Below are 24,648 nucleotides of genomic sequence, written 5' to 3'. Positions count from 1 at the left end.
AAAAAAGCGGCTGAGGCCGCTTTTTTTATGCCCGGATGAAACCGGGATGATAGCGGTAAAAATGCCAGCCGAGGCTTAAGCTGCGACAGGCCATAAAGGCGCTCATCGCAAGCCAAAGGCCATGATTGCCGCTGTGGGAAAATAAATACCACACCGGGAAAAACACCCCGAGGGTGGCCAGCATCATGCTGTTGCGCATGATCCGTCCCTGGGTTGCGCCAATATACACTCCATCAAACAGATAGGAGCCAAACGCCAGCAGCGGCAAGGCAACCAGCCAGGGCAGGAATTGCTGTGCGCCAAGACGTACCGCGTCGATATCCGTCATCAGCGATATCAACTCAGGCCCCAACAGCCAGAAGGTTATTGAAAAGCCTGTGGCAAACAGTGCCGACCAGCCAAAGGCGAGCGCAACCGAGTGAGTCAGGCCCTGTGCATCCTGCTTGCCAACTGCCGCACCTGTTTCGGCCTCGGCGTAGTAGGCTATGCCATCGAGCGCATAGGAAATCAGCATTAAGAAATTCAGCAGCACCGCATTGGCCGCCACCGTGGTATCGCCAAGTCCGGCGCCTTTAAAAGTCATAAAGGCAAAGGTGGCCTGCAGACACAGGCTGCGGATGAAAATATCCCGATTGAGTTTCAGCAACCGGCCCGTGCCCTGGAGGATATCGGTAAGGCGAATGACGGATTCCGGCAGGCCGTGCCAGGCGCGCAGGCAAAAATAACCGGCAATGGCAAAGGCGGTCAGATCGGCCAGCACCGACGCCCAGGCGGCACCTTTAACTCCCATATCCAGCCCGATAACAAACAGCACATCCAGCGCGATATTCACCAGATTGGCCACAATCAATTGCCACATGGCAACTTTGGGAGCCTGCCTGCCAAGCAGCCATCCCAGCATCACCAGATTAGCCAGTGCCAATGGCAGCGACAGCACCCGCACGCCAAAATAGTCGCGGCAGTAGCTCAGCACCTCACTGCTTGCCGATGAAAAGGACAATACAATATTGAGCAGCAGCGGATAGCTGGCCAGCAGCGCAAGCCCCATGGCAAAGGCCATCACCAGTCCCTGAAGCAGTAACCGCTTTTGCCCATGGCCATCGGCGCGGCCCCAGGCCTGAGCGGTCAGCCCCGTTGTGGCCATGCGTAAAAAGCCCAGCAGCCATACGATCAGGGTAAACAGAGTTGACCCCAGAGCTACCGCGCCCAAATAATAGGCCTCGCTCAAATGGCCGATGATGGCCGTGTCGACCAGACCGAGCAGCGGCACAGTGATGTTGGACAGCATCATCGGCAACGCCAAGGCCCACAGGCATCGGTGTGTCTGCCAGTTGCGCCAGTTGTTGTCCGTTGTGATCAGAGGAATTTCCCCGCAATGTTGAAGTTTTTGGCGAGTATCTTCGCCCTGTTGATTGGTAGCGCTCAGGCGGCGGTGGTTTTGCAATATCACCATGTGTCCGATACGACCCCCAGGGTGACCAGCGTGACCCCGGCAGAATTCAGAAGTCATATGCAGTTTCTGGCTGACAACGGCTTTGAGGTGGTGCCACTGTCGAGCCTGGTTGCCGCTGTGCAACGGGGCGAAGCGCCGCCACTGAGGGCAGTGGCCATCAGCTTTGATGATGGTTATCAAAACATTGCCGATGAAGCCGTTCCTATCTTAAAGGAATACGGTTTTCCCTACACCCTGTTTGTGGCCGCTGAGCCGCTGGCGGCGCCGCACAAAGGCATGATGAGCATGGCCACGCTGACGCAGTTGGCCTCAGAAGGGGCTGAGCTTGCCAATCACAGTTTTGCCCACGAGCATCTGGTGCGTCGACTACCGGGGGAAGACCTGGCGGCTTGGAAGGCGCGGGTTCGGAACAATCTGTTGCGGACCGAAGCTGTACTCGAGCAACTGCGTGGTAAAGCAGATACCCCCATGCTGGCATATCCTTATGGCGAATATAACGCTGAGCTGCAGGCGCTGGTCGGCGAGCTTGGTATGGTGGCTTTTGGGCAGCAGTCGGGGGCGCTTGGACAACACAGCAATCTGACGGCCTTGCCCAGGTTTCCGCTTGGTGGCAAGTATGCGTCGCTGCAAACACTCAAAGATAAACTCTACAGCCTGCCGATGCCCGTGGTTGGCCTGACTCCGGCTGACCCGCTGCTGCGTGATGATTTTCGTCCAAAGATGCAACTGACACTGGCTGATAGCAAAGATATCCATAAAGCGCAGCTCAGGTGCTATCTGCCAAATGAAGGTGCGGTTACCCCGGCGTGGATTGATGAGAACCGCTTTGAGGTACAGGCGAGTCGTGAGTTGCCTGCGGGGCGTTCGCGTTACAACTGCACTGCGCCATCCAAAACCCAGCGCGGCTTTTATTGGTTTTCTCAGGCATGGCTGAGGCCAAACAAAGACGGTAGCTGGCCCGCTGAGCCCTGAGCCCTGAGCCCTGAGTCATACGCCCGAAGCCAGGGGCTCGCTAATCTGATTTCAACATGCCAAGCAGCTTGCCGGCGATTTTATCCAGATGCAGCTGCTCGCAGGCGGCGCCGATTTCCACCGAGCTGCCTGGCATACCCCAGACCACGCTGCTGGCTTCGTCCTGAGCGATGGTGTAAGCGCCTTGTTCACGCATGTTCAGCAGGCCTTTGGCACCGTCGCGGCCCATGCCGGTGAGGATAACGCCAATGGCAGCTTTACCGGCCACGTCGGCCACGCTGTCAAACAGCACATCCACCGAGGGTTTGTGACGGTTCACTGGCTCAGTGTCCAGCAGAGCCGTATGCAGGTGTGCACCGACCCGTTTGATAATCATGTGGCAGTGCCCGGGCGCTATGTACACATTTCCCGGTTTGAGCTGCTCGTTGCCTATCGCTTCGACAACGGTCATTTGTGAATTCAGGTCGAGCCGCTTGGCAAACGAAGCGCTGAAGGCCGCGGGGATGTGCTGCGCTATGACCACAGGTGGGAAGTTGGCGGGCAGCCTCGATACCAGTCGCTGAATGGCTTCGGTGCCGCCGGTTGAAGCGCCAATGGCGATGACCCGGTTTTTCAGTTTGGAAGGGCACTCTGGCTCCGGTGGCGGCGGGCTCAACGCCCTGACCCGGCTTACTGCCGCCTGACGAACTTTTTCCAGCAGCTCGTCCTGATAATCCAGCAAGCGGTTGGCAAGGTCATTCTTGGGCTTGCTGATAAAGTCCACTGCGCCCAATGACAGAGCTTCCAGCGTGATAGCGGCGCCTTTTTCGGTGAGGGTCGAGATCATGATCACCGGCATGGGCCTGAGTTTCATCAGGTTGCGTAAAAAGGCGATGCCATCCATTCTGGGCATCTCAATATCGAGTGTGATCACCTGGGGATTGAGCTCTTTGATCATGTCCCGGGCCTGATAAGGATCTTCGGCGCAACCCACCACCTTAATGTCCTCGGCCTGAGACAGCATATGGCTCAGAAGCTGGCGTACCAATGCTGAATCGTCAACGATGAGCACTCTTATCATAGCTTCCCCCTCTGAAGATTAGCGCCCATGGCGTCTGGGACGGTATATGGTCTGGCCTATCAGGTCGAAGTCGTCTGAAATCTGATGCAAGGTTTCAGAGTGGCCAATAAAAAGAAATCCGTCGTCGCTGAGCAGCTGTCTGAATTTGTGAATGATTTTTTGTTTTGTTGGATTATCGAAATAAATAAGAACGTTACGGCAAAAAATGGCATCAAAAGGCCCTTGCATGGGCCAGCTGTCGAGTAAGTTGAGCTGCTTGAAAAATACCATCTCTTTTATGCTGTCTTTCACCCTTGCCATATCACCCTGACGCTGAAAATACTGCTCAACCAGGCTGGTTGGCAGACTTTCGAGATTCTCCGGTGGGTAAATGCCGTTTTCGGCTTTAGTGAGCACATTGGTATCCAAATCTGTCGCCAGAATTTTCAGATCCCATTGGTTTTTTGGGAAAAATGGCGCCAGTGTCATGGCAATGGAGTAGGGCTCTTCACCGGTTGAACAGGCAGAAGACCAAACGCGCAGGCGTTTCCCCCCCCTTTTTTGCCACTTGGGCACCACATCATCACGCAGATAGTGGAAGTGATGTTTTTCACGGAAGAACGAGGTGAGGTTGGTGGTCAGGGCGTTGATAAAATGGCCCAGCTCTTCCTCTTCCCGTTGCAGGTACTGGCAGTAATCTTTGAAGTCGTTGATTTTAAGCGCCCTGAGCCGCCGACACAGGCGTGAGTACACCATGTGTTTTTTACGGTCGGGTAAAACGATGCCGGTCTGGTTGTAGGCAAGATCGCGGATAAACTCGAAATCTGCCCGAGTCATCGTAAATTCTCGCTCGGATTTGAATTCCAAGGCGGCTTCTCCTGTACATGCCATCACTGATGACAAGGGGCTCACTGGATGAGCCCCTGTGCGCTTTCATCGCTTAGTCATCAGAACTCGTGCCACTCTTCTTTACTCGCCTTGAACTTACCTGAAGGGCGCTTATCGCCACCGGAAACCAGTGCCAATGGTGCTGCGCTGGTGGTCTGCTCGTCAGTACGGAAGAAGCCAAGTTGACGCCGCATATTGCGTGCCTGTTCGGCCATGGCGTCACCCGCGGCAGAAACCTGTTCTACCAACGCCGCGTTTTGCTGAGTCATTTCATCCATTTGCGACACAGCCTTGTTCACTTCCTGGATACCGGAGGCTTGCTGTTCTGCGGCGACGCTGATTTGGTTAATCATCTCGGCCACCTTGGATACCGCATGGACGATTTCCTGCAGGGTGTTACCCGATTGATTGACCAGCGAAGTGCCATCGTTGACCTTGTTCACGCTGTCGCGAATGAGCTCTTTGATTTCCTTGGCGGCACCGGCCGAGCGTTGGGCCAGATTGCGAACTTCACCGGCAACCACCGCAAAGCCCCGGCCCTGTTCACCGGCGCGGGCCGCTTCAACGGCAGCGTTCAGTGCCAGCAGATTGGTCTGGAAGGCGATTTCATCGATAACACCAATGATGTCGGCAATCCGCTTACTGGACTCATTAATGGCTTCCATGGCGGTAACGGCTTGTTTCACCACCTTGCCGCCATGGTCGGCCTTGCTTGAGGCTTCTTTGGCGAGGGTGTTGGCCAGGGTGGCGTTTTCGGCGCTTTGCTTCACGGTCGCGGTCATTTCTTCCATGCTGGAGGCGGTTTCCTCCAACGAGGCGGCTTGCTCTTCGGTGCGCTGGCTCAAATCGGCGTTACCCTGGGCTATCTCTTCGGCGCCTGAGGTGACGGTATTGGCCGATTCGCTGATGCCGTTGAGCACTTCGGTCAGGCGGCTGACCGTGGCATTGGCATCGGTTTGCAGTTTGCCAAACTGGCCCTCGTATTCGCCGTTTATCTTACGGGTCAGGTCGCCCTTGGCCAGACCATCGAACATTTCCACCACATCGGCCATGACCTTGTCGGCAATGCCAACCAGGCTGTTTAGGCCATTGGACAAGTTGAGGAAGAAGCCATCTTTGTCGTGGGTGGTGATGCGCTGCGACAGGTCACCGGCATTGGCGGCGTTGATGATGGCATCAATCTCATGCTCAATGGCGACTTCTGCGGTGCGGTCGGCCCATTCCACCACTGTGCCTATGCGGGTGCCGTCGGTATCGGTAATTGGATTGGCGATGATCCTGAAGGTGCGGCCACCCACTCTGAGCTGGTTGCTGTAAGTGGATTTGAGATTGGCCAGCAAGTTGCGTTGATGCGCCGGGTTCTTGTGGAACACATCGATATTTTCACCAATAAGCTTATTGATGTTGAAGTTGGGCAGCTCTTTGACAATGTCGGCCTGAGCGGCACCGAACATCTTCAGTACGGCCTCGTTCAAATAAATGATGTTGCAGTCGGCATCGGCCACCATGGTGTTGGACGACACATTATCGAGTGCTTTGCGAATGCGGGCATTTTCTGCCGACAGTTTGCGGTCTGCTTCTTCACGGGCGAGCATGGCGGTTACGTCGCGCCATTCCACAACTGTGGCGGTGCGCTTGCCGTTATCAAATACGGGCGTTGCGATCAGATTGAATGTCAGCCCGGCGACCTTGATGCGGGTTTCATAGGCCGAGGTGAGCTTATCGAGCATGTTGCGCTGATGGGCTGGGTTTTGGTGGAAGATATCGATATTGGCACCCATCAGCTGGTTCATATCGAAGCGGCTTAACGACTCTTTCAGCTTTTGCTCGTTACCGCTCAGCATCTCTTTCAATGAGTTGTTGAAGTAGATGATGTTGTAGTTTTCGTCAGCCATCATCACGTTGGCTCGGCATACATCCAGAGCCTGCTTGATGCGGTTGGTTTCACGGATGAGTTTTTCTTCAGCATGCTGGCGGGCAAGGGACTCGGTCAGGTCTTGCCATTCCACCACAGTAGCTATGCGTTGGTGACTGTCGTCAAACACCGGAGAGGCAATCAAGCTGAAGGTGCGGCCACCCACCTTGATTTGCGCCGAGTAGACAGATTTCAGTGCACCAATCAGGCGCCGCTGATGGGAAGGATCTTTATGGAAGCTGTCCATGTTCACGCCAATCAAACGGCTGGCATCGAAGTTGGGCAGATCTTTGCGAATATCACTTTCAGCCTCGGACAGCGTCGCCCTCAGAGACTCGTTGAAGTAGAGGATATCGCCGTTGGGGTCTGCCACCATCACGTTGGCCTGGCAGATATCCAGTGCCTTCAACGTGGCTTTACCCTGCTGCTGGGCATCCCAGAAGTTACAGAAGTCGTCTGAAAACGCCTGCCAACCCGGAATATCATATTGATTGAACACCGGGCGGGTGTTGCTTCGCAACGCCTTGGAAATCTCGTCCAGTGCCTCGCCGATACGGCTTTTGCCTTGGCCAGCGCCCTGGCTCAGACCAATGCCCATCAGCACCAGAGTCAGCGCCAGCGCGCCGCTAACCAGGTTGCCGGACTGCCCTGCCAGGCTCAGCACCAGGGTCACGGCGCCTATCACCATGCCACCCAGCGTGAATGGGCTATGGCCCATCAGGTTGTTGTTGCCTGCGTCCATGTTGATTCCTCTCAATCAAATACCTGTCTCAAGCGTTGACGGCCTGAGGTTGCTGTTCAATATTGCCGATAATCCGGCTCAGGGTGTCAGGGTCCGGTAGCACTGCAGAACCGAGTAATTTATTGATTTCAAGTAAAATAACCATCTTGTCCTGCACGTTGGCCAGCCCCTTGATGAAACGCAAATCTGTTTCATGGCCGAAGTCTGGTGCACGGCGGATTTCTTCTTCTTCAATGCTGAAAACATCGGATACCGCATCAACCACAATGCCGATGATTTTCTGGCTGTCTTCCATGGTGACCTTCACCACAATCACTACCGTGGTGGCGCCATATTCCAGGGTCTTGATGCCGAATTTTTGCCTGAGGTCGATAATGGGCACTATGGTGCCGCGCAGGTTAATCACGCCTTTGACATAATCCGGTGCGTTGGGCAGCACTGTGGTGGCTTCCCAGCCACGGATTTCCTGCACCGAGAGGATATCGACCCCATATTCTTCGTTGGCCATAATAAAGCTGAGAAACTGCTGATTTCCGTGTTCAGCCTGTTCAATGGAAATGTCTGCCATAATCAGCCTTCCTTTTACGCTGCGTGTTCGTTGCTGCTGCCTATGCCGGCCAGATTCACCAGACCGGACACATCAATGATCAGGGCCACAGTGCCGTCACCGAGAATGGTGGCCCCTGAAATACCGGGGATACGGGTGTAGTTGTCTTCCAGGCTTTTGATCACCACCTGCTGCTGGGCCAATAATTCATCGACCAGCAGGCCAGTTTTTTCGTTGTTGTTATCCACCACCATCACCAAACCATCTTTGATTTCTTTGGCGTCGGCATCGTGATTGAACTCGCGGTAAACCTTAATTACCGGCAGGTATTCATCACGCAGGCGAATAAGCTCATGGCCGTCAGAAAGCTGATTGATACGGTGGGGGGGCACCTGCAGCGACTCGTAAATAGACACTAGAGGCACCACGTAAACATGCTTGCCAATCCGGATTAGCTGGCCATCCAGAATCGCCAGGGTCAGCGGCAGTCGAATGGTGAAGCGGCTGCCTTTGCCGGCTTCAGAATGCAGCTCGATAGTGCCGTTAAGCTCGTGAATATTGCGCTTAACCACATCCATACCCACACCGCGGCCGGACAAATCCGACACCGCATCGGCGGTGGAAAACCCGGGCTTGAAGATAAGCTGGTGGATTGCTTCGTCCGATAATTCTTCATCGGCGCTGACCAGGCCTTTTTGCCGCGCTTTATCAAGGATTTTGGCGGTGTTGAGCCCGGCGCCGTCGTCGATAATTTCAATCACAATGCAGCCGCCCTGATGGAAGGCGTTCAGCATGATGGTGCCGGTTTCTGGCTTGCCGCGGGCAAGGCGAGCTTCAGGAAGCTCCAACCCGTGATCGAGTGAGTTGCGCACCAGATGCACCATGGGGTCGACAATTTTTTCGAGCACGGTTTTATCCAGCTCTGTGTCTTCCCCTTTCAATACCAGTTCGACCTTTTTACCCAGCTGCTGGCCAATATCCCGCACCAGTCTGGGGAATCGATTAAAGGCGAAGCTGATGGGCAACATACGGATTTGCATAACACTTTCCTGCAAATCCCGGGTGTGGGAGGCCAGTTGCTCAAGCCCCTGCTGGAGCAGAAGCAGCGACTCCTGATTAATTTCTTCCTGCTGACCAATCTGACCGAGCATGGCCTGAGTGATCACAAGCTCGCCCACCATATTGATAAGCATGTCGATTTTTTCAGTGCTGACCCGAATCGAGCTGCTTTCGCTGCTCTTGGCTACCGCTGTCGGTTTAGCCGCAGGCGCTTTCTCTGTTGGGGCTGAGATGGGAGTCACTTCTGCGCTGACGGCCTCTGCAGGCGTTGACTCATCAGCCAGTGCCGGTGGGGAGATTGCGTCGGCCGACGGTATTTCGGCCGCAGCGGCGGCTTCGGTTGCCGGCGTGGTTTGAGCGTCAGTGGCGCCGAGGGGCTCATAGCTGATTTCGCACTCGTCTTCTACCCATTCGAACACTTCTTTGAGTTTGTCGACACCCACGTCGGTAACCAGGCGCAGCTGCCAGTGCAGGTAGCAACCCTCAGGGTCAAAGTCATCCCACGCAGGAAATTCAGCAGGTTGCAGCAGTACCTGCAACTCGCCTTTTTCAGCGAGTTCGGCAAACATCAGCTGAGGATCGTTGCCGCAGCGCATGATGTCGAAACCGGCTTTAAAATCGATTATCCAGCCCTGGCCGATATCGTCGCAGGCTGCTGTCGCTGGTGCTTGCTGAGGAGCCTCAGCTGCCGGTGCGTTCTCGTCGGCCAGTGCCGCCGCCAGGCGCTGTTCCAGCTGTTGCAGCTTAGGATCGCTGAACTCGGTTTGATTCATCAGCGAATCAATCATGCCCCGCAGCAGATCAACCGAATGCAGCAGCATATCGACGTGATCCGGCGTCATCTGCCGTCTGCCGTCACGGATTTCATCCAGCAGGGTTTCCAGCAAATGGGTGTAGTTGGCAACAGCGGTAAAACCAAAGGTGGCGCTGCCGCCTTTGATGGAGTGAGCGGCGCGGAAGATAGTGTTGATGGTTTCAGGATCCGGCGCTTCAACATCCAGCTTCAGCAGTTCAGATTCCATGATGGCCAGGCCTTCAATACTTTCTTCAAAAAAGACCTGACTGAATTGGCTGAGATCTATATCCATGCTCTCGTCTCTTTGCGGATCATCCCAATACCTTGCGTACCGTGGCCAACAACTGCTCTGGATTGAATGGTTTTACAATCCAACCAGTGGCGCCCGCCGCCCGTCCTTCCTGCTTTTTGTCGCCGCCGGATTCGGTGGTGAGCATCAGCAGAGGGGTAAATTTGTAGGCGGGCAAGGTTCGCAGATTGCGGATAAGGGTAATCCCATCCATCACCGGCATATTCACATCGGAGATCACCAAGTCGAATTGTCCGGTCTGCGCCACTTTCAGGGCCTCATCACCGTTGCAGGCCTCGGTAACATCAAAGCCAGCGGTCTTGAGGGTAAAGCCCACCATCTGGCGCATGGAGGCGGAGTCATCAACGGCAAGAATCTTCTTCATATGCTGTCATCCTTTTACAGTTCGTCGGTTATTCCCGGGAGCTGCATACCCATTTGCAGGAATTGCTTTTTAAGTTCTGGGGTTATTCCTATCCAGTTGAGCGGAATGGACCTTTGAACACAGGTGGATTGCAGGCAAAAAAGCAATTGGAGGCCTGCCGTGTCCGCCTTGATAAGCTCAGATGCTTCCAGCCTGACGGCGCTGCCCTGATGCAGCAATTCCGCCAGCTGGCTATAGAGCGGCTGGATATTACGTATGGTCAGTTCACTGCCCAATTCCACGGTATTTTCAGACATCGAGGCGTCCTTCGTGCTTTTGCGTTGCGTCCCTTTACTTTCAAAAGATAGACGCCATTCAAGACTGTCGCCTCATTTGCAAGGATTTTTTTTCGTATGGGAGCCTGTAACTGAAATAAAAGAGCGGCCAATGTCGGCCGCAAGTTGGAGAGAAAGAATGTTTGGCAGGATTAAAACTGATTGCGGATAATCTGCATGTCGGCGATCAGCGCCTGATTGAGGATTTGCGGAACGGTTTTACCGTCAGACTTTGGTTTGAAAACGGCGTATTTCTCTCCTTTGGGAGAAATCACCACAATGGAAGCACTGTGGTCGACCTGATAATCGGCGCCTTCCCCCACCATGGTGTACACCATGCCAAGCTCGCGGGTAAACGGCAGTAGCGCCTTGTGCTCGCCTGTTGCTGCAATAAATTCGGGATGATAAAACGCAGAATATTGCTTTAGCCGCTCCAGAGTATCCCTGGCGGGGTCGACCGACAGGAAAATCACCTGCACATTGCCTGCTTCATTCAGGCTAGGGTAAGCCGCTGACAGCTTTGCCATGGTGGTGGGGCATACATCAGGGCAGGAAGTGTAACCGAGGAAAATTAAACTCCACTTGCCAGCCAAACGGCTGTTATCAAACGGTTGGCCGAATTGGTCGGTGAGGCTGAAGGGCGACAGCGGCTTGGCATTGGAGAACACAAAACCTGTGTCGAGCGGCGGCGGAACATGCTTCACCCCCGCAAACTTAATCAACAGCAGGCCGCCAAGGCCTATCACCAAAATCAGGGCAATGATCCACTTTTTATTCATGGTGACTCCTTTCGCAGGTCGCAGTTAAACGTAGTGATCGACCAGCAACACAATAAACAGCAGCATCAGGTGATAGATAGAAAAGCGAAACACATCCATGGCCATGCCGGGTGTTTCGTGAAATTTAAGCTGCCAGGCTTTGTAGATAAACATCAGGCTCAGCACGGTCGACCCCACCAGATACACAGCGCCGCTCATACCCACCAGCACCGGCAGCAGGCAGGCAAGTGCCAGCAACAGGGTATAGAGGAAGATGCAGGTCTTGGTGAAATCCACGCCGTGGGTAACCGGCAGCATGGGAATGTCTACCTTGGCGTAATCGGCGCGGCGATGGATGGCCAGGGCCCAGAAGTGGGGCGGGGTCCAGGTGAAGATAATGATCACTAGCAGCAGCCCGTGGCCGTGGAACTCGTTGGTTACCGCGGTCCAGCCCAGCAGAGGTGGCATAGCGCCTGCCAGGCCGCCAATCACAATATTCTGCGGGGTGGCGCGCTTAAGGTACGCGGTATAGACGACGGCATAGCCGAGCAAACTTGCCAGTGTCAGCCAGGCGGTGAGTGGATTAACCAGCAGATACAGCAGTACAAACCCGGCAACGGCGAGCACGGCGGCAAAGACTACGGCATTGGCAACAGGTACTTTACCTTTGGGCAGTGGCCGATTATAGGTGCGTGCCATCAGGCCATCGATGCGTCTGTCGATTAGATGGTTCATGGCAGCGGCGGCGCCCGCCATCATGCCAATGCCCAGCATACCGGCAAGCAAGGGTTGCAGTGGTACTGCGCCTGGCAATGCCAAACACATGCCCACCAACACAGTCAGTAGCATCAGCGCCACGACCTTGGGCTTAGTCATTTCCAGATAAGCACGCCAGTGGCTGCGGGTCTGGCTGGAGATATCGGCGATTGAGAGCGACTTGGCCATAGGAAACTCCTTGTCTTGTCAGACTTTGCGCCACAGGGCGTAGTTAATGAACACCAGGGTGACCAGCAGGAGTGCCGCCCCCAGATTGTGGGCAACGGCCACCGCCAGTGGCAGCCCCAGAACCACATTGGAAATCCCCAGCGCCACTTGCAGCGCCAGAAGTAAAAGCAAGACGCCGCCGGCAGAACGTAGCGCACTGCTGTGGGCACGGCGCAGCAGTCGGATCGCCAATAAGCCCACCAAACCTGCGGTGATCATGGCACCAAAGCGGTGGGCAACATGGATGGTCATGCGGGCATGGTAATCGAGCACGCCAAACTCGAAGCTGGGGTGGGTACCCTGAAACGGTGAAAATGCATCCGCAAGGCGGAGGTTCTGACTCCAATCCCCTTCACAGAAAGGCAGCTCGGTGCAGGCCAGCGCCGCATAGTTGGAGGAGGTCCAGCCTCCCAGCAGAATTTGCGCGACCAGCACCGCCAGACAAGTCAGCGCCAAAGTACGGTATGCCCGCATGGGGCTGTCGCCGCCGGGGATGCGAAAGCCGCTGGTTCTGAGATACAGCAGCGTCAGTAGTGACAGCAAGGTAAAGCCCCCCAGCAGGTGCGACATCACCACTACCGGCATGAGTTTCATGGTCACGGTCCAGGCGCCGAGCGCGCCCTGAAACAGGATCAGCAGGAAGATAAACACCGGCAGTTTGCGCGGCGCTTCGCGGCTTTTCAGACAACTGACCAAAATGATGATGACCAGCACCCCAAGCCCGCTGGCGATATAGCGGTGGATCATCTCCAGCCAGGCTTTTTCCGGCTCCACCGTGTGGCCGGGGAAGTGAGTCTCCACCCTGGCAAGTTCGTGGTCGGCTGTGGGCACCTTGATATGGCCGTAGCAGCCTGGCCAGTCAGGACAGCCAAGTCCCGCATCAGACAGCCGGGTATAGGCACCCATGATGATTACCATCAGGGTAAAGACCAGAGTGAGTTTAAGCAGTGTTTTCAATGCCATCAGCCAACCCTCGACAGTTTGAGCAGCTTACGCAGGTCGGCCAGCATCGCCTTGCCCTGGGTGATATTGGCTTCGCGGCCGTCCACTCTGGGATAGCTCATTACCAGGGTGCCCATGGGGTCAACCAAGATCAGAGCCTGGTCGCTTAAAAGTGGTTCAAGCTCGCTGGGCAGGGTGGCGGTAACAAAGAAATCGTCGTTCAGCACCGCTTTGTCGGCACTGCCGCTGAGGAGTATCACGGGAGCGACCCGGCCCCGCTCGGCACCAAGGGCGGTGTAGCTTTGTTTGATCAGGTACAGACGGTCTTCGCAGCTGGCGTCGCAGTGTTCGGGCAGGCGATAAAGGATTTGCCAGCGTTCCGGCAGTGGGTTGTCGGCACCAAGGCTTTGATAGCTGGTGGGGCTTGCAAACAGCTGACCCTTATTGGTCACGCCCTCGGTGTACCAGTGTTGGCTCAGCACCAGCTTTGCCAGCACCACCGGAAGGGCAAAGGCCGCTACCAGCAGTAGTAGGGGACGCGCACCTGAGGTTGGGGAGTTCATGCTTCTCTCCTCTTTACATTATTGAGTTTCAATCCCTGAAGATGTGTTGCTCTTCTTCCGTGTTCTTATCCAATACAGCAGTGTCAGTACCAATAAGGCGCCGGCCAGAGAGAACCACTGAGCGGCATAGCCAAGGTGCTTTTCAACCGGCATGCTGACCGGCATCCAGCGCCGTGGCAGCGGCAGTCCGGGCATGGTGTCCGGTTGCAGGCAGATGTTCAGCAGGGGCTTACCCAGCTGTACCGACAGCGCATTGATATCCAGCGCCTGTATCCGCATTGGCTCTCCAGCCTCGGCGCCCAGCCCTTGACTCATGGGATTGGCCTGACGCTGATACAACCTGCCGCGCAGTGTCAGCTGCATGGCTTCAGCGGAAAGCTGCGGTAATATCCGCCTGTCGTTGCCTGCAGCGATAAATCCAAGCTCCACCGGCAGCAAGGCCTTGTAGCCCGGCACCTGCAGCAGCCGATAGGCCAGATAGCCCACTTTGCCGTCCATCACCTGGTTATCCAGTAACAGGGTAGGCGTTGCCAACAAGGTACCTGTGACTTCCATTCGGGCACCTTGCACTTGCTGCAGTGGCGTTTGCACAAGGTTATCCATGGTCAGCGGCGTTGCCTGAAAGCGTGCTTCCTGTGCCGCCAACAGCTGCTGTTTTTCCTCTGCCCGCGACAGTTGCCAGAATCCCAACTTGACGAGCACTACAAAGAGTCCCAGAGTGAAAAGTATCAGCAACTTGCCGGCCAGCGCCGGTCGCCTCACCGGAGAATCCATGGTCACGCTCTTCAAGTCTGTGCTGGTTTTGCTGCTGCTTTTCATTATTTTCAATCTCGGCAGAGCGCTTTACATCATGGTCAAGGGCGACAACTCTGTGCCCATGAGCCGCTTTCTCGGCCGCCGGGTGGCACTTTCCGGCCTGGTGGTACTGTTATTACTGATTGCGCTGGCCATGGGGTGGATAGCGCCCCACCCCCGGCCTTACTGAGTTACAGCACGTACACGAATACAAACAAACACAGCCACACCACGTCGACGAAGTGCCAGTACCAGCTCCCCGCCTGGAAGGCGAAGTGGTTGTCGGCACTGAAATGCCCTTTGAGAACCCTGAAAAACAGCACCAACAGGAAGATGGTGCCCAGGGTTACGTGCATGCCGTGAAAACCTGTGAGCAAAAAGAAGGTGTTGCCATAAACCCCGGAGGCCAGTGTCAGCCCCATTTCGGTGTAGGCATGGATGTACTCTTCTGCCTGCAATGTCAGGAAGCTCAGACCCAGCAGAATGGTGAGCCCCAGCCACAGTGTCAGTGCGGTGCGCTTACCTTTCTCCAGCGACACATGGGCAAAGTGCAGAGTAAAAGAGGATGTGAGCAGCAGTATGGTGTTGATGAGTGGCAGCCCGGTCCAACCCATGGCCTGGGTTTGGGTGCCGCCGGGGGTGGTTTCCAGCGGCCACACGGCCTCAAAGGTAGGCCACAGCACTTCGTGGGTCATGGCGTTGTTGGAGGCGCCGCCAAGCCAGGGTACCGCTACCATACGGGCGTAAAAGAGTGCGCCAAAGAAGGCGGCGAAAAACATCACTTCAGAGAAGATGAACCAGCTCATCCCTTGACGGAAAGAGCGATCCATTTGCCCCGAATAGAGTCCGGACATGGACTCGTCAATCACGTTTCTGAACCAGCCCACCATCATAAACAGGATCACGGCAATCCCCAGTAGCAGGATATATCCGCCGCCGCTGCCGCCCGATTTAAGTTGATGGACATAATTGCCGGCACCAAAGGCAATCAGGAATAGGCCGATGGCTCCGACGATGGGCCAGCCGCTTTGGCTGGGCACATAATAGTTTTGAGGCTTGCTTGTCATTTTGCTGCTCCTGCCTGTATGGCACCGGCCAGACTTTTGTCGGTGATGTCATACAGGGTGTAAGAGAGGGTCAATGTCCCTATGGACTCAGGCAGGTCGGGATCTACAAAGAAGATCAGCGGCAGCGATGCGCTGTCCTGGCCTGCCAATACCTGTTGGTTAAAGCAAAAGCATTCGGTCTTGTTGAAGTAAGCGGCGCCCTGGCCCGGCGACACCGAGGGGATGGCTTGCCCCACGATGCGATTGCCTGAGTTATTGGTGGCATGAAATTCGGTGCGCACCAGCTCCCCCGGATGCACCTGCATGCGCTTAACTGCCGGACCAAATTCCCAGGGCATGCCGGGCTGCACCTGCGCCATAAACTCCACTTCAACGGTACGGGTCTCATCCACGCGGATTTCACTGTAGCTGGCGGCTTCTGAGCTGGTTTTGCCATTGATGCCGAGCTTCTCGCACAGCACGTCGTAAAGCGGCACCAGAGCAAAACCAAAGCCGAACATCGCCACGCATCCAAGGGCGAGCCCCAGAATGAGTTTGCGGTTTGATACCCGACCGGTAGTCATTTACTTCACCTCGGGAGGTGTGCTGAAGGAGTGATAAGGCGCTGGGCTTGGCAGCGTCCACTCAAGGCCTTCGGCACCTTCCCATGGCTTGGCAGGTGCTTTCTCACCACCGCGAATACACTTGATTACCACCGCGAGGAAAATCAGCTGCGACAGACCAAAGGCAAACCCGCCGATGGAAACTATCTGGTTCACATCGGCGAACTGGATGGCGTAATCGGGGATGCGTCGTGGCATACCCGCCAATCCCAGGAAGTGCATGGGGAAGAAGAGCACGTTCACCGAAATCACCGAGCACCAAAAGTGCAGTCTGCCCAGCTTCTCGTCGTACATATTGCCGGTCCATTTCGGCAGCCAGTAGTAGGCGGCGGCCATAATCGAGAAGATGGCGCCGGACACCAGCACGTAGTGGAAGTGGGCCACCACGAAGTAGGTGTCGTGGTACTGGAAGTCCACCGGAGTAATCGCCAGCATCAACCCCGAGAAGCCACCGATGGTGAACAGGATGATAAAGGCGATGGCAAACAGCATTGGGGTTTCGAAGGTGATAGAGCCGCGCCACATGGTGGCCACCCAGTTGAACACCTTCACGCCTGTGGGTACCGCAATCATCATGGTGCAGTACATAAAGAAGAGTTCGGCGAATACCGGCATGCCGGTGGTAAACATGTGGTGCGCCCACACCAGGAACGACAGAATCGCGATGCTGGCGGTGGCGTACACCATGGAGGCATAGCCGAACAGGGGTTTGCGGCTGAACGCGGGCACTATGGCCGAAATGATCCCGAACGATGGCAGGATCATGATGTACACCTCGGGGTGACCGAAGAACCAGAAGATATGCTGGAACATGACAGGGTCGCCACCACCGGCTGCGTTAAAGAAGCTGGTGCCAAAGTACTTATCGGTGAGTACCATAGTCACAGTGCCAGCCAGTACCGGCATCACAGCAATCAGAAGGAAGGCGGTGATAAGCCAGGTCCAGACGAACAACGGCAGTTTCATCCAGGTCATGCCGGGGGCCCGCAGGTTCACAATGGTCACAATCACGTTGATGGCACCCATGATGGAGCTTATCCCCATGATGTGTACCGAGAACACAAACAGCGCAGTACTGTCAGGACTGTAAGTGGTTGAAAGTGGGGCGTAGAAGGTCCAGCCGAAGTTGGGGGCACCGCCTTCCATAAACAATGAACTGAGCAGGATCAGGAACGCGAATGGCAGGATCCAGAAGCTCCAGTTATTCATTCGGGGCAGAGCCATATCCGGTGCGCCAATCATCATGGGGATCAGCCAGTTAGCCAAGCCGGTAAAGGCGGGCATTACCGCACCGAACACCATGATAAGACCGTGGACCGTGGTCATCTGGTTAAAAAAGTTGGGTTCAACCAGTTGCAGGCCGGGCTGAAACAATTCTGCCCGGATCACCATGGCCATGGCGCCGCCGGTAAGGAACATGATGAAACTGAACCAGAGGTAAAGGGTGCCTATGTCCTTGTGGTTGGTGGTTAAAATCCAACGCATTATGCCCTTGGCAGGGCCATGATGGTGTTCGTCATGGACGCCCTGATGGGTATCGTGGGTCGTGGTAGTCATTAGCGTTCCCCTACTTTCCATGATTGTTGACGTCGGTGGCCTGAACCGCATCGCCGGTGCTGTTGCCCCAGGCGTTGCGTTCATAAGTCACCACGGCGGCTATGTCCTGTGCCGACAGCTGGGCGCCGAAGGCTTGCATTGCGGTACCTGCCTTACCCTTGATAACGATATCCAGGTGGTCGGCAACGGGACCTGTGGCAATGGGACTGCCCTTCAGGGCGGGGAAGGCACCAGGTAAACCGGCACCATTGGGCTGGTGGCAGGCGACGCAGGCGGTCATATACACCTTTTCACCTCGGGCCATCAGCTCATCCATCGACAGTGGCTCATTGGACGCGGGTTCATCTGCAACCGCTGCTGTAGGTGAGGTTTCGCTGCCGGCAGATGGCTTGGTGGCCGCAGGCACCGTATTAACGGCAGGCTCAGAGCTTGAGGGGACTGCACTGGCAGCGCTATCAGGGCTGTGGCCATTTACGTCGGCCGCTTGCACTGTGTCACCGGTATTGTTACCCCAGGCATTGCGCTCATAGGTCACCACGGCTGCAATATCGGTGGCTGAAAGCTGCTTACCAAAGGCTTGCATGGCGGTGCCGGATTTGCCGTTAATCACTATCTCAAGGTGATTGGCTATCGCGCCTGTGGCGATTGCGCTGCCTTTCAAGGCCGGGAAGACCCCGGGCAAGCCTGCGCCATTGGGCTGGTGACAGGCGGCGCATGAAGCCAGATAGACTTTTTCGCCCTGGGCCATTAACTCCTCCATGGACAGGGTTTGATTGAGTGCAGCGGCAGCTTCTGCAGCCTGTGCGCTGGCTTTCTGCTTCTGGGTTTCTACCCAGGCATCAAACTCATCTTCAGCCAGTACCTGCACCACAATGGGCATAAAGCCATGGTCTTTGCCGCAAAGCTCGGCGCACTGGCCACGGTAAATGCCGGGTTTGTCTACCCGGGTCCAGGCTTCATTGATAAAGCCTGGATTGGCATCCTTTTTCACGGCGAAGGCGGGAACCCACCACGAGTGGATAACGTCGTCGGAAGTCATCAGGAAACGGACTTTACGATTGGTGGGCAGTACCAGCGGATTGTCGACTTCCAGCAGGTAATGCTCGCCCTTGGCTTCAGCACCTTCAATTTGCGCGCGGGGAGTAGCAAGAATGCTGTAGAAACCGAAGTCATGGTCGAAGTAATCGTAGCGCCATTTCCATTGGGAACCAGTGACCTTGATGGTCAGCTCAGCATTGGAAGGATCTTCCATGGCAATCAAGGTTTTGGTGGCCGGAATGGCCATGCCAACCAGGATCAGAAAGGGTACCAGGGTCCAGGCTATTTCTACTTTGGTACTTTCATGGAATTGGGCGGCGACGGCGCCTTTGGATTTGCGGTGGTTGATCATGGCGTAAATCATGGCGCCAAAAACCACCACACCTATGGCGCAGCAGATGTACAGGATGGTCATGTGCAGGCCATAAACCTTGCCACTGATCTCCGTTACGCCCTGCGTCATGTTTAGCGGCATGTCAGCCGCAAGGATTGGCGGGGCCAATAAAGCCGCCGCGATACAATACAACCAATGCTTCACAAGACATCTCCTCTGTCAATTGCATCAAGCAACTACAAAGAAAAGTCACACAGTAAGTCTCTGCTCTATGCAAACTCTTCAGTTCCCACAAAAAGCAACGATGACTTCAAAGTGCATTGGCGGTTTGATTGTTGATTAGGTATTTACAGCTCTCTTAACCACACTTGCACCTACAGCTGAATATATCGGTCTGATCCGCATTACCCATGGCGCAAGCCTCAGATACTGCGACGACATAATCGCCAGATATAACAAACGAATCGTTGTTCGCCTGAACTACATTACTTGCAGTTTAAATATTGATCAAGATCACTTTCTTTTCTAATTATCTGAAAAAATTATCGAAAAAAAGCCCCGAAAACGGGGCTGAAGGGGATGAAGCTGTGATTAGTGGAATTGGGCCGAGTGCCTGAGTATGGTGTTTGGCTCGGTTCTTCCTGGCAGGTTGTTGGCATGAGAGTGAGTATTTACATTTTCAAAAATCACTCCGAGGGCAACGGCATTTCGGGCGACCAGTTCAAGGCGGCGTTTGTCTCTGGCTTCCAGTGCATTGGTCCAGCACAGTACCGCGCTTGAGGTGCCATTGGTCAGGGCCTTTTCCATTGCCCAAAGAGTTTCAACTTCGTCCTTGGCATGCACCAGCAATACTCTATCCATACGAACACCAGCCTGAGCCAGCATGGCTTTAAGGCCAATGTTCGGCGGGCTGATAAGCACAATCCAGCGGCCTTCCAGGCTCAGGCGAGCCAGTTCCGGTGCCAGGTTGGCTAATTCATCACGACCCATGGAACAGGTTGAGCGGGTGAGCACCTGAGCCGGACCCATTGCGCTGCTTGCTGGAACATCTGTCCACAGGCCTGGATGGCGCGGTGCGTTGCCAAGGAGTTTGTTCATAGCCAGTCTCCGTTGCGGATAACCCCAACTGCCAGCCCTTCAATGGCGAGGCTTTGATGGGTCAGATCCACTTCAATGGGGGCAAAATCTTCGTTTTCGGCATGCAGATAAACCACATTGCCTTTCTTCTCGAACCGCTTCACGGTGACATCATCTTCAACCCGTGCTACGACAACCTGGCCATTACGGGCCTGATCCATTTTGTGCACGGCCAGCAGGTCGCCATCGAGAATACCTATGTCTTTCATACTGTCGCCGCGAACCCGCAGCAGAAAATCGGCCTGTGGGCGGAACATATTGGGGTCGACCTGGTAATACTGTTCGACATGTTCCTGCGCCAGAATAGGTTCACCCGCAGCCACCTGACCGATAAGTGGCAGACCGGGATCGGGCTGATCTTCCAGCTCGTCACCGGCGAGACGAATACCGCGGGAAGTGCCGGGCATAATCTCAATGCAGCCTTTTTTGGCTAACGCTTTGAGGTGTTCTTCGGCGGCATTGGCACTTTTAAAGCCAAGCCGGGTGGCAATTTCGGCCCGGGTTGGGGGCATGCCGGTTTCGGCGATATTGCGTTTGATCAGGTCCAGGATCTCGGCCTGGCGCGGCGTCAGCGGTCTCATGGGTGTTCCTGTTTTTCTATACAGTTACTGTTAGTATATACAGTATTTTTATCAGTGCAAGTATTAACCATTTTTCAGATTATTGGCGAAGGGATATGGCTGTCTGATATTCTATGCCGCTATTGATAGAAGCCAGGTCCCAAGAAAACAGCATGTCAGCACACGACTCTATTTGGTTTAAGTCTCTGCGTTGGATCCAGAAGCATCTGGTGCACACCATTGTGGTGCCGCAGGACCCCTTTGCCGATTTGAATCTGGATCCCGCCAGACCTTTGGTTTATGTGATGAAAACTGAGTCGGTGAGCGATATTGCCGCCCTCAATGAAATCACCGGCAAAATGGGGCTGCCCAGCCCTTACGAGCCCCTGAAACTCGACGGCGTGGAAACTCCCAGAATCGTTTGTCTCGAAGGCAGTAAGCCGCTGTTTGGCAAGCGTGAAAGCAACGAGCCTTTCCTGCAGACCTTCCTGCAATTGCTGGCTCTGCATCGTCAGCAAAAGGATCTCGATATCCAACTGGTGCCGGTAAGCCTGTATTGGGGCCGCACGCCAGGCAAAGAAGACGACAGTATGCGCGCCGCCGTGCTGGAGCGTGAAGATCCAACCTGGCTGCGTAAGTGCCTGATGATCCTGTTTTTAGGGCGTCATAACTTTGTGCAGTTCTCCCGCGCAGTGTCGCTGCGCAGCATGGCCGATGAACACGGCACCGATAAGCGTATTGCCCACAAATTGGCGCGGGTGGCGCGGGTGCATTTCCGCCGTCAGCGTAAAGTGATGACAGGCCCGGTGCTGCCGAATCGTCAGGCGATGTTCCACGCCCTGCTCAAGTCCGATAACCTCAAAAAGGCCATTGCCGAAGAGGCGGCCAGCAAAAAGATTTCCGAAGAAAAAGCCCGCGAGACTGCCATTGAGTATCTGGATGAAATCGCTGCAGATTACTCCGACAGCCTGGTGCGTATTGCCGAGCGTTTCCTTACCTGGCTTTGGAACAAGCTCTATAAAGGCATCAGCATCAAGGGTGCCGAGCAAATTCGTCAGCTGCACCACGATGGACATGAAATTGTCTACGTGCCCTGTCACCGCTCGCACATGGACTATTTGCTGTTGTCTTACATCCTGTATTACGAAGGCATGGTGCCGCCCCATATTGCCGCGGGTATCAACCTGAACTTCTGGCCTGCCGGTCCCATGTTCCGTCGTGGTGGCGCCTTCTTCATCCGCCGCAGTTTCAACGGTAACAAGCTCTATACCGCAGTGTTCCGAGAGTATCTGGATCAGCTGTTTGCCAAAGGCTATTCGGTGGAATACTTCACCGAAGGTGGCCGCTCCCGAACCGGTCGTCTGTTGGCACCCAAGACGGGCATGCTGGCGATGACGCTTTCCTCTGTGATTCGCGGTATCGAACGCCCGGTGACCCTGGTGCCCGTGTACCTTGGCTACGACCATGTGATGGAAGTGGCGACTTATCACAAGGAACTGTCGGGTAAGAAGAAAGAGAAAGAATCAGTGTGGCAGGTGTTTGGTGCCATCCGTAAGCTTGGCAACTTCGGCCGTGGTTATGTGAACTTCGGCGAGCCTATTACCCTGCAAAACTTTCTCACCGAGAAGGTGCCCGATTGGCGCGAGCAGGTGAGCGAAGATCCCGACCAGAAGCCAAGCTGGCTGACCCCTGTGGTGAACTCCTTGGCCAATCGGGTGATGACCCGTATCAACAACGCCGCCGCCGCGAGCTCGGTTACTTTGTCGAGCATGGTGCTGCTGGCCTCAGAGCAAAATGCGCTGGAGCGCGGTCAGCTTGAGCGTCAGATTGACCTCTACCTGAACCTCCTGAAAACCGTGCCTTACACCGGCTATGCCTCTGTAACCGAGGGCAGTGGTAAAGATTTGGTTGAGCGCGGCCTTGAGCTGAATAAGCTGGTGGAAACCCGTGATGATTTAGGCTCCATCATTTCCATTGAAGATGGTCAGGCCATTTCAATGACTTATTATCGCAACAATATCATCCACTTATTTGTGATCCCGTCGCTGCTTGCCACCATCATGGTGCGCCATGAGCGGATATCCCGTGCAGACCTGCATGAAATGGTGGCCGAATGTTATCCACTGCTCAAGGCTGAGCTGTTTATGGGCATTCAGGATTTGCCTGCCTATGTAGATGCGCTGGTAGATGCCTTTGTTGCCGAGGGGCTGATCCAGGGTGACAGCGAGCTTGCACTGGTAGACGATCGCATTGCGCAGCTGTTGCTGCTTGCCGGCGTGGTCTCAGAGACCCTCAAGCGCTATGCGGTGATCTTCAACCTGCTGGCCGAATCGCCGGATATGGAGCGTTCTGACCTTGAGCATCACAGCCATCGCCTTGCCAGCCGTCTTGGCTCCATCCATGGTGTGACTGCGCCTGAGTTTTACGACAAGAAGCTGTATGCGTTGCTATCGAGTAAACTGAAGGACCTTGGCTATCTGTCTGATAAAGCCGATGGCAACAAGGCCCGTAAGATCCGCGATCACGTCAATGGGCTGCTGCGTGGCTCGGTACGTCAAACCATTATCGATACCGTCACCCAGGAGCGCGACTGATGGCAAACCACATGAATGCGGCCCGTCATAAGGCCAAGGCGCCGTCCTTACTTGGCGGCGCCATGATCATCGCCGGTACCACTGTCGGTGCCGGGATGTTTTCGCTGCCGGTAGTGGGCACAGGCATGTGGTTTGGATGGTCTCTGGTGTTGATGGGCGGCATTTGGCTGTGTATGTTGCTGTCTGGCTTGTTGCTGCTGGAAACCAACTTAAGATACGAGCCCGGCGCCAGCTTCGATACCCTGACCCGCGATACCCTCGGGCGCTTTGGCCGGATTGTGAATGGCCTGTCCATCGCCTTTGTTCTCTACATTCTCACCTACGCCTATATCAGTGGTGGCGGCTCGATTGTCAACCACAGCCTGGAAGGCTTAGGGATCAGCTTGCCCCAAAGCATTGCCGGACTGGTATTTGCGCTGGTGCTGGCTGCGGTGGTGATGATTAGTACCCGCGCGGTGGACCGTATTACCACCATTATGCTGGGCGGTATGGTGATCACCTTCTTCCTTGCCGTGGGTAATCTGCTGATTGAGGTCGATACCCTCAAGCTGTTTTCACCCGACGGTGAGCAGCGTTTTGCGCCCTTCCTGTGGGCGGCCATCCCCTTTGGTCTGGCCAGCTTTGGCTATCACGGTAATGTGCCTTCGCTGGTGAAATACTACGGTAAGCAGCCGTCAGTCATCATCAAAGCCATTGTGATTGGTACCTTTATCGCATTGGTGATTTACGTGTGCTGGCTGCTGGCCGCCATGGGCAATCTGCCGCGCAGCCAATTCAGCGAGATCATCGCCCAGGGTGGCAATATGGGGGTATTGGTGTCGGCGCTCTCTGGCGTGATGGCCAGCGAATGGCTTGGCAAAATGCTGACCCTGTTTGCCAATCTGGCTGTGGCGTCTTCATTCCTTGGGGTGACGCTGGGGCTGTTTGACTACCTGGCCGACCTGTTTGGCTTTGCCGATACCCGTACCGGCAGACTGAAAACCGCGGCCGTGACCTTCCTGCCTCCGACCCTGCTTGGCATTCTGTTCCCCAATGGTTTCTTGATTGCCATTGGTTTTGCGGCGCTGGCGGCCACTGTGTGGACCTTGTTGGTACCCGGGATGATGGCCTTTAAGCTGCGTAGCCGTGAGCCTGACTATCAGGGCTTTGTGTTGCCTGGCGGCAATCTGGTGATTTATCTGGTGATCGCGTTTGGGGTGCTAACTGCGGCGTGCCATTTGTTGGCGATGGCCGAGCTGCTGCCTATTTACAGATAATCGAAAACGGCAGTGCATCATGCGTCCAGGCGGCGCGTGGTGCGTGCTGACTCTCTTGACAA

General features: G+C 55.2%; 23 protein-coding genes. 4 read left to right on the top strand and 19 right to left on the bottom strand.

Annotated elements, in window-relative coordinates:
- Positions 1-25: 25 nt before the first annotated feature.
- Positions 26-1,291, bottom strand: a complete 1,266-nt coding sequence (locus STH12_RS17145; protein ID WP_126168676.1) for an MATE family efflux transporter — start codon at positions 1,289-1,291, stop codon at positions 26-28.
- 84 nt (positions 1,292-1,375) lie between these two features.
- On the opposite strand from STH12_RS17145, the gene STH12_RS17140 reads away from it, so the two are divergent.
- On the top strand, positions 1,376-2,425 hold the full coding sequence (locus tag STH12_RS17140; RefSeq protein WP_126168675.1) for a polysaccharide deacetylase family protein: 1,050 nt from the start codon (positions 1,376-1,378) through the stop codon (positions 2,423-2,425).
- A gap of 40 nt (positions 2,426-2,465) precedes the next feature.
- On the opposite strand, the gene STH12_RS17135 is transcribed toward STH12_RS17140, so the two are convergent.
- From STH12_RS17135 to STH12_RS17080, 12 genes are all read right to left on the bottom strand, one after another.
- On the bottom strand, positions 2,466-3,485 hold the full coding sequence (locus STH12_RS17135) for a protein-glutamate methylesterase/protein-glutamine glutaminase (RefSeq protein WP_126168674.1): 1,020 nt from the start codon (positions 3,483-3,485) through the stop codon (positions 2,466-2,468).
- 18 nt (positions 3,486-3,503) lie between these two features.
- Positions 3,504-4,301, bottom strand: a complete 798-nt coding sequence (locus STH12_RS17130) for a CheR family methyltransferase (protein WP_126168673.1) — start codon at positions 4,299-4,301, stop codon at positions 3,504-3,506.
- A 110-nt stretch (positions 4,302-4,411) separates the two neighbouring features.
- Complete coding sequence (locus STH12_RS17125) at positions 4,412-7,009, bottom strand: methyl-accepting chemotaxis protein (RefSeq protein ID WP_126168672.1); 2,598 nt, start codon at positions 7,007-7,009, stop codon at positions 4,412-4,414.
- A 28-nt stretch (positions 7,010-7,037) separates the two neighbouring features.
- Entirely contained in the window at positions 7,038-7,577 is a 540-nt protein-coding gene (locus tag STH12_RS17120) for a chemotaxis protein CheW (RefSeq protein WP_126168671.1), read from the bottom strand.
- 14 nt (positions 7,578-7,591) lie between these two features.
- Positions 7,592-9,703, bottom strand: a complete 2,112-nt coding sequence (locus tag STH12_RS17115; protein WP_126168670.1) for a chemotaxis protein CheA — start codon at positions 9,701-9,703, stop codon at positions 7,592-7,594.
- 19 nt (positions 9,704-9,722) lie between these two features.
- Positions 9,723-10,085, bottom strand: a complete 363-nt coding sequence (locus STH12_RS17110) for a response regulator (RefSeq protein WP_126168669.1) — start codon at positions 10,083-10,085, stop codon at positions 9,723-9,725.
- A gap of 14 nt (positions 10,086-10,099) precedes the next feature.
- Positions 10,100-10,381 (bottom strand): STAS domain-containing protein, encoded by a 282-nt coding sequence (locus STH12_RS17105; RefSeq protein ID WP_126168668.1) that lies wholly within the window; start codon positions 10,379-10,381, stop codon positions 10,100-10,102.
- Positions 10,382-10,551: 170 nt separating this feature from the next.
- Positions 10,552-11,178 (bottom strand): SCO family protein, encoded by a 627-nt coding sequence (locus tag STH12_RS17100; protein ID WP_126168667.1) that lies wholly within the window; start codon positions 11,176-11,178, stop codon positions 10,552-10,554.
- A 24-nt stretch (positions 11,179-11,202) separates the two neighbouring features.
- Positions 11,203-12,102 (bottom strand): heme o synthase, encoded by a 900-nt coding sequence (gene cyoE, locus STH12_RS17095; RefSeq protein ID WP_126168666.1) that lies wholly within the window; start codon positions 12,100-12,102, stop codon positions 11,203-11,205.
- An 18-nt stretch (positions 12,103-12,120) separates the two neighbouring features.
- Positions 12,121-13,104 (bottom strand): COX15/CtaA family protein, encoded by a 984-nt coding sequence (locus tag STH12_RS17090; protein ID WP_126168665.1) that lies wholly within the window; start codon positions 13,102-13,104, stop codon positions 12,121-12,123.
- The gene (locus tag STH12_RS17085; protein ID WP_126168664.1) at positions 13,104-13,646 is read right to left on the bottom strand and encodes a hypothetical protein; all 543 of its coding nucleotides are present in this window, start codon (positions 13,644-13,646) and stop codon (positions 13,104-13,106) included. The genes STH12_RS17090 and STH12_RS17085 overlap by 1 nt, the downstream gene beginning before the upstream one ends.
- Before the next feature lie 18 nt (positions 13,647-13,664).
- Positions 13,665-14,420 carry an SURF1 family protein gene (locus STH12_RS17080; RefSeq protein WP_164551239.1) on the bottom strand — a complete coding sequence of 252 codons (756 nt, stop codon included), beginning with the start codon at positions 14,418-14,420 and terminating at the stop codon, positions 13,665-13,667.
- Here STH12_RS17080 and STH12_RS17075 point away from each other — a divergent pair.
- Positions 14,419-14,631: a DUF2909 family protein gene (locus STH12_RS17075; protein ID WP_126168662.1), complete on the top strand. Its 213-nt coding sequence runs from the start codon at positions 14,419-14,421 to the stop codon at positions 14,629-14,631. The two genes, STH12_RS17080 and STH12_RS17075, sit on opposite strands and share 2 nt — an antisense overlap.
- A gap of 1 nt (position 14,632) precedes the next feature.
- Here STH12_RS17075 and STH12_RS17070 read toward each other — a convergent pair whose 3' ends face one another.
- The 6 genes from STH12_RS17070 to lexA all read right to left on the bottom strand — a co-directional run bounded on the left by STH12_RS17070 (position 14,633) and on the right by lexA (position 20,757).
- On the bottom strand, positions 14,633-15,508 hold the full coding sequence (locus STH12_RS17070) for a cytochrome c oxidase subunit 3 (RefSeq protein ID WP_126168661.1): 876 nt from the start codon (positions 15,506-15,508) through the stop codon (positions 14,633-14,635).
- Positions 15,505-16,071, bottom strand: coding sequence for a cytochrome c oxidase assembly protein (locus STH12_RS17065; protein ID WP_126168660.1), 567 nt, complete (start codon positions 16,069-16,071; stop codon positions 15,505-15,507). Before STH12_RS17065 ends, STH12_RS17070 begins: the two co-directional genes overlap by 4 nt.
- Entirely contained in the window at positions 16,072-17,667 is a 1,596-nt protein-coding gene (gene ctaD, locus STH12_RS17060) for a cytochrome c oxidase subunit I (protein WP_126168659.1), read from the bottom strand.
- 10 nt (positions 17,668-17,677) lie between these two features.
- Complete coding sequence (coxB, locus tag STH12_RS17055; RefSeq protein WP_126168658.1) at positions 17,678-19,243, bottom strand: cytochrome c oxidase subunit II; 1,566 nt, start codon at positions 19,241-19,243, stop codon at positions 17,678-17,680.
- Positions 19,244-19,630: 387 nt separating this feature from the next.
- The gene (locus tag STH12_RS17050) at positions 19,631-20,137 is read right to left on the bottom strand and encodes a cell division inhibitor SulA (RefSeq protein ID WP_126168657.1); all 507 of its coding nucleotides are present in this window, start codon (positions 20,135-20,137) and stop codon (positions 19,631-19,633) included.
- Positions 20,134-20,757, bottom strand: a complete 624-nt coding sequence (lexA, locus tag STH12_RS17045) for a transcriptional repressor LexA (RefSeq protein ID WP_126168656.1) — start codon at positions 20,755-20,757, stop codon at positions 20,134-20,136. The genes STH12_RS17050 and lexA overlap by 4 nt, the downstream gene beginning before the upstream one ends.
- A gap of 152 nt (positions 20,758-20,909) precedes the next feature.
- Between lexA and plsB the strand changes: the two genes are divergently transcribed.
- Both plsB and mtr read left to right on the top strand, forming a co-directional pair.
- On the top strand, positions 20,910-23,330 hold the full coding sequence (plsB, locus tag STH12_RS17040) for a glycerol-3-phosphate 1-O-acyltransferase PlsB (RefSeq protein ID WP_126168655.1): 2,421 nt from the start codon (positions 20,910-20,912) through the stop codon (positions 23,328-23,330).
- A complete protein-coding gene (gene mtr, locus STH12_RS17035; protein WP_126168654.1) occupies positions 23,330-24,586 on the top strand; it encodes a tryptophan permease in 1,257 nt (418 codons plus the stop codon). The genes plsB and mtr overlap by 1 nt, the downstream gene beginning before the upstream one ends.
- Positions 24,587-24,648 lie beyond the last annotated feature (62 nt).

Origin of the sequence: Shewanella khirikhana (genome assembly GCF_003957745.1) — a bacterium.
Lineage (GTDB): Bacteria > Pseudomonadota > Gammaproteobacteria > Enterobacterales > Shewanellaceae > Shewanella > Shewanella khirikhana.
The sequence above is the reverse complement of the archived record's forward strand: the minus strand, read 5'-3'. Positions and strand labels throughout refer to the sequence as shown.

What these genes read in the sequence shown, in the direction of transcription:
- STH12_RS17145 (WP_126168676.1), bottom strand. Translation starts at nt 1,291, where the DNA reads ATGATGCTGTCCAACATCACTGTGCCGCTGCTCGGTCTGGTCGACACG.
- STH12_RS17140 (WP_126168675.1), top strand. Translation starts at nt 1,376, where the DNA reads ATGTTGAAGTTTTTGGCGAGTATCTTCGCCCTGTTGATTGGTAGCGCT.
- STH12_RS17135 (WP_126168674.1), bottom strand. Translation starts at nt 3,485, where the DNA reads ATGATAAGAGTGCTCATCGTTGACGATTCAGCATTGGTACGCCAGCTT.
- STH12_RS17130 (WP_126168673.1), bottom strand. Translation starts at nt 4,301, where the DNA reads ATGACTCGGGCAGATTTCGAGTTTATCCGCGATCTTGCCTACAACCAG.
- STH12_RS17125 (WP_126168672.1), bottom strand. Translation starts at nt 7,009, where the DNA reads ATGGACGCAGGCAACAACAACCTGATGGGCCATAGCCCATTCACGCTG.
- STH12_RS17120 (WP_126168671.1), bottom strand. Translation starts at nt 7,577, where the DNA reads ATGGCAGACATTTCCATTGAACAGGCTGAACACGGAAATCAGCAGTTT.
- STH12_RS17115 (WP_126168670.1), bottom strand. Translation starts at nt 9,703, where the DNA reads ATGGATATAGATCTCAGCCAATTCAGTCAGGTCTTTTTTGAAGAAAGT.
- STH12_RS17110 (WP_126168669.1), bottom strand. Translation starts at nt 10,085, where the DNA reads ATGAAGAAGATTCTTGCCGTTGATGACTCCGCCTCCATGCGCCAGATG.
- STH12_RS17105 (WP_126168668.1), bottom strand. Translation starts at nt 10,381, where the DNA reads ATGTCTGAAAATACCGTGGAATTGGGCAGTGAACTGACCATACGTAAT.
- STH12_RS17100 (WP_126168667.1), bottom strand. Translation starts at nt 11,178, where the DNA reads ATGAATAAAAAGTGGATCATTGCCCTGATTTTGGTGATAGGCCTTGGC.
- cyoE (WP_126168666.1), bottom strand. Translation starts at nt 12,102, where the DNA reads ATGGCCAAGTCGCTCTCAATCGCCGATATCTCCAGCCAGACCCGCAGC.
- STH12_RS17090 (WP_126168665.1), bottom strand. Translation starts at nt 13,104, where the DNA reads ATGGCATTGAAAACACTGCTTAAACTCACTCTGGTCTTTACCCTGATG.
- STH12_RS17085 (WP_126168664.1), bottom strand. Translation starts at nt 13,646, where the DNA reads ATGAACTCCCCAACCTCAGGTGCGCGTCCCCTACTACTGCTGGTAGCG.
- STH12_RS17075 (WP_126168662.1), top strand. Translation starts at nt 14,419, where the DNA reads ATGGTCACGCTCTTCAAGTCTGTGCTGGTTTTGCTGCTGCTTTTCATT.
- STH12_RS17080 (WP_164551239.1), bottom strand. Translation starts at nt 14,420, where the DNA reads ATGGATTCTCCGGTGAGGCGACCGGCGCTGGCCGGCAAGTTGCTGATA.
- STH12_RS17070 (WP_126168661.1), bottom strand. Translation starts at nt 15,508, where the DNA reads ATGACAAGCAAGCCTCAAAACTATTATGTGCCCAGCCAAAGCGGCTGG.
- STH12_RS17065 (WP_126168660.1), bottom strand. Translation starts at nt 16,071, where the DNA reads ATGACTACCGGTCGGGTATCAAACCGCAAACTCATTCTGGGGCTCGCC.
- ctaD (WP_126168659.1), bottom strand. Translation starts at nt 17,667, where the DNA reads ATGACTACCACGACCCACGATACCCATCAGGGCGTCCATGACGAACAC.
- STH12_RS17050 (WP_126168657.1), bottom strand. Translation starts at nt 20,137, where the DNA reads ATGAACAAACTCCTTGGCAACGCACCGCGCCATCCAGGCCTGTGGACA.
- lexA (WP_126168656.1), bottom strand. Translation starts at nt 20,757, where the DNA reads ATGAGACCGCTGACGCCGCGCCAGGCCGAGATCCTGGACCTGATCAAA.
- plsB (WP_126168655.1), top strand. Translation starts at nt 20,910, where the DNA reads ATGTCAGCACACGACTCTATTTGGTTTAAGTCTCTGCGTTGGATCCAG.
- mtr (WP_126168654.1), top strand. Translation starts at nt 23,330, where the DNA reads ATGGCAAACCACATGAATGCGGCCCGTCATAAGGCCAAGGCGCCGTCC.